Source organism: Mycobacterium sp. OTB74 (assembly GCF_029892685.1).
Lineage (GTDB): Bacteria > Actinomycetota > Actinomycetes > Mycobacteriales > Mycobacteriaceae > Mycobacterium.
The window spans coordinates 18,798-22,421 of record NZ_JARXVD010000023.1 but is presented as its reverse complement, the minus strand read 5'-3'; the positions used below and the strand labels follow the sequence as shown (position 1 = coordinate 22,421).

The 3,624-nt window shown below is 60.4% G+C and carries 4 protein-coding genes; 1 reads left to right on the top strand and 3 read right to left on the bottom strand.

Annotated features, from left to right (window positions below; translation table 11 throughout):
* Positions 1-43: 43 nt before the first annotated feature.
* Together M2432_RS24250 and M2432_RS24245 are read right to left on the bottom strand one after the other, a co-directional pair.
* Complete coding sequence (locus tag M2432_RS24250) at positions 44-718, bottom strand: isoprenylcysteine carboxylmethyltransferase family protein (RefSeq protein WP_280829394.1); 675 nt, start codon at positions 716-718, stop codon at positions 44-46.
* Positions 719-808: 90 nt separating this feature from the next.
* Entirely contained in the window at positions 809-1,753 is a 945-nt protein-coding gene (locus M2432_RS24245) for a metal-dependent hydrolase (protein ID WP_280829393.1), read from the bottom strand.
* A gap of 403 nt (positions 1,754-2,156) precedes the next feature.
* On the opposite strand from M2432_RS24245, the gene M2432_RS24240 reads away from it, so the two are divergent.
* The gene (locus M2432_RS24240; protein WP_280829392.1) at positions 2,157-2,747 is read left to right on the top strand and encodes a TetR/AcrR family transcriptional regulator; all 591 of its coding nucleotides are present in this window, start codon (positions 2,157-2,159) and stop codon (positions 2,745-2,747) included.
* Between the two features lie 168 nt (positions 2,748-2,915).
* On the opposite strand, the gene M2432_RS24235 is transcribed toward M2432_RS24240, so the two are convergent.
* Complete coding sequence (locus M2432_RS24235; protein WP_280829391.1) at positions 2,916-3,590, bottom strand: isoprenylcysteine carboxylmethyltransferase family protein; 675 nt, start codon at positions 3,588-3,590, stop codon at positions 2,916-2,918.
* Between the last annotated feature and the right edge of the window lie 34 nt (positions 3,591-3,624).

Below are 3,624 nucleotides of genomic sequence, written 5' to 3'. Positions count from 1 at the left end.
GTGAAAGACGTTCCCGCAGTGGGTTCGGCGCGCCTTGTAGCTGCTACCAGACACACGGTACGAGGCGATGGCGAACCGCCTGCGTGTACTCGCGGTAGCCCATCAACTCTTCCTGGAGCAGCCTCTCCTCGTCGCGGATGCGGGTGGCGAGCACCAAGAGGCCAGGCACGATGAGGGCGAGCGCCCAGTACGAACCGAGTGCGAGAGGCAGGCCCACCAGCACAATCGTATTGCCGGTATACATGGGGTGCCTGACCAGCCCATACAGACCGGTGGAGACGACGTTCTGGCCTGCTTCCACCTGGACGGTTGTGGACGCATAGCTGTTTTGAGTGACCACCAGGACGACCACAGCTAGGCCGGCGGCTACCAGAGCATCACCGACCAAGCAGATTGCCGTCGGTACCGCCGACCAGCCGAATCGATGGTCCAGGGCGCTGACCACGCACATCGCCGCGAGCGATAGGTACAAGCCGGCCATGACGATCTTTTGCACAGTTCGGGCCTCTGCCGCCGGCCCGCCACGCATCCGTCGCTCGAGCGCGGCGGGATTTGTGAGCTGCAAGTAGATGCTGGGTATCACGGCCGAAAGTGCGAGCACCGCCAGGAACGCCCATGCCTGCCAGTAATCGAACGTTCCTGCCGACAAGAACAACAGCAGCCCGATCGAGACGAGTTGGCCAAGGCCCAAGGCCATCACTTTAAGGACGGCGTTCACAATCTTCCCAAACCTTTTGTCCCGTACCGTATGCCGATGATGCCGCCCCGACCGTGAACACCTTGAGCCGGCTGGTCGCGCGCACCAACCTTATGACGCGTGGTCCCGTGCTGTGGTGTACCACCGGGTGACGTCGTAGCCGGCATGGTAGCGGGCAAGCCATTCAACAGCGAGGGGAGGTAGTTTGTGTTTGCCGGGACTGTGACCTGGAATCTGGGTGCGCATAACCCTGATTGCGGTGGCTGCCTGCTCTCGGCGCGGTATATGCGGATACATTTTCGGGACCGGTCCGTAGTCGGGGATGTCGAACCGCCGGAACCCCTTCAGGCATGGAAACCGCTGCGTGAGTATAAGTTTGACCTCTCGCCCGAACATCGATGTCGCGTCGACTTTTCGTTGCTCGACCGGGATGTTTTTGTTGAAGCTGTCGACGACTGTCACCATCGCTGCCGCGCCGTGTTGGAAAACCGACGGTGCGACCCGCATGCGATACCACCGGTCGCCGACGACGTCGTCATAGATGATCAGGGCAGAGCTGCGGTGCTCGATTTCCTCGACGAAATGCCATAGGAACAACGAGGCCACGCGATCGTCGCCGGGGGCGAACAATTTGTGGGCGTTGTTGAGCATCATGGTGAACGTCGGTGTGAACGTTGCCTCCAGATCGGCGATATAAGCCAACCGATACTTCAACGGCGTGTTGGCGGTCAGATCGTCATAAATTGCCACCACCTCATCGAGGGTCTCCCGCAGGACGGGGTAGGCCTTGATCAGCCCCTTCACATGCTGACGGTGCGCCATGCTGTGCTGGCCTTCTTGGCGGACGAACGCCAGAGCCTCTTCCGCGACCTCGGGGTCAGTGATCTTGGGCATCGCCTCGTGGACCGTTGCGGTGATCATCTTCTCGATAGCGAGAAACATGAAGGACAGCATGTTGCCTGCGCAGGAGAAGGCCGCATCGGACGGATTCCAGATGAAAGGAACGGGATACTCATCGAAACCGAATCGCAGCTTCCGCACTTGCAGATCCGTCACCTGAATTGCACCTTTCTTACCTGAGCTTGCTGAGCGGGGCGAATCACGGTCACGCCCCAGCCGCCGTCGCCCGATAACAAATCAGACCACCGGCGGATTCGACCGCCTCCGCCACGGAACGCGTGAGCACTGCCCGTCGGAACCGGAGATCCCCTCTGAGCTGCTTCCGACGGCGCCAGCAGTTGCGGCAAGTCATCGAGTCGCGACCTCGACATCCAACGGTAGCCGAACTGACGCACGGCTACAGTTCGGTACACAGTCGTAGACTGTAAAGCTGACGAGCACATACCGCACGGAGTTTCGGCAAATCGATCTTGCAGATATTTCGGACCGGTCCGGTGGTTCTGCGTTCGACGCCGCCAGAAGTTGTCTTCGCTGTTGGCGCGCCAAGTATGTTTGGACAATGAGTCGTACTGACGAGGCGCCCGTGCGGTGTTTCTCTGTGCCAGCCAGTGCACCCCAGATGCGAATTCTCGACGCTGCGCTGGACCTCATCGCAGTTCACGGTGTGGCCGCCACTTCGTATCAAATGATCGCCGACGCGCTCGGCATCACGAAAGGGGCGGTATACCGTCAATTCAAGGCGAAGGAAGATCTCGTCATAGCACTGGTCGCGCGGCAGCTGGGTAAGCTCGAGGATGCGCTGATCGTGGCGGAGCTGTCAGAAGGTCTCCCGCGTGCTCAGGCAATGCTCTTGACAACCGTCATCGATCTGGCTGTCGCCGAGCGTGGACGAGCGAGTTCCCTGCAGTTCGACCCGGTCATTGCACGTCTGTTGTCTGAATATTCTCCGTTCCAACAGTTCATCGAACGCCTTTACTGCGCGCTGGTCGGCGAACGGGACGATGAGGGCCGCATCGCCGCCGCGATGATCTCTGGTGCAATCAGCATGGCGGTCATCCATCCGGCATCCACCGCGATGGACGACGAATCGCTTCGCGCACTTCTCATTAAGTACACCCGCGGGTTTGTCAGTATCCCTGGCTTCGAGTGATTCGCCTCAGGTGCGTTAACTTCGTGCCGCTACGTACTTGGCGGGAATGAGGCGAGACACTTCCCGGCGTGCGAAGACATTAGCGCGCACAGCCGGCCGGTCGCGGCCGGTACTGGTCGGCTACACCGACTCAATCGGCCCAGCACATTTCGAGTAGGAGTCGAGCCCTCACCACACCTGTGGGATCAGGCGTGAACGGACCTTCTGGGTGTATTCGTCATATCCGGCCAACTCGGCGCCGAGCAGCTTCTCCTCATCCTGGATACGTGCGGCGAGTACGGCAACCCCAGGGATGACGAAGGCGAGTGCCCACAAAGAGCCAAGGGCTAGGGGCAGGCCTACCAATATCATTACGTTGCCGGTGTACATGGGGTGCCGCACGAGACCATAGAGGCCGGTGCTGACGACCTTTTGGCCCGACTCCACCTGAACGGTTGTGGACGCGTAGGTGTTCTGAACGGCGACCACAACCGCCACAAGCAGGCCGGCACCTGCCAGCACATTGCCGATCACGCAGAGCGCCAACGGTACCGACGACCAGCCGAAGCGATGGTCAAGAGCGCTGACCACGCATATAGCCACCAGCGATCCGTAGAGGCCCAGCATGACAATCTTCTGCACCGCCCGGCCTTCAGCGATCGGACCGCTCCGCATCCGCCGTTGCAGGGCAACGGGATTGGTGACCTGCAGGTAGATGCTGGGTAGCCAGGCCGTCAGCGCGAAAATCGCCAGGAACGCCCATGCCTGCCCGTAGTTGACCTTGCCTGCCGGTATGAATAGCAGCAACCCGATCGTGACGAGCTGGCCGAAGCCCAACGCGCTCACTCTAAGAATGGCGTTCATGATCCTCCCAAACTTTCTGTCTCGCATCGCATGG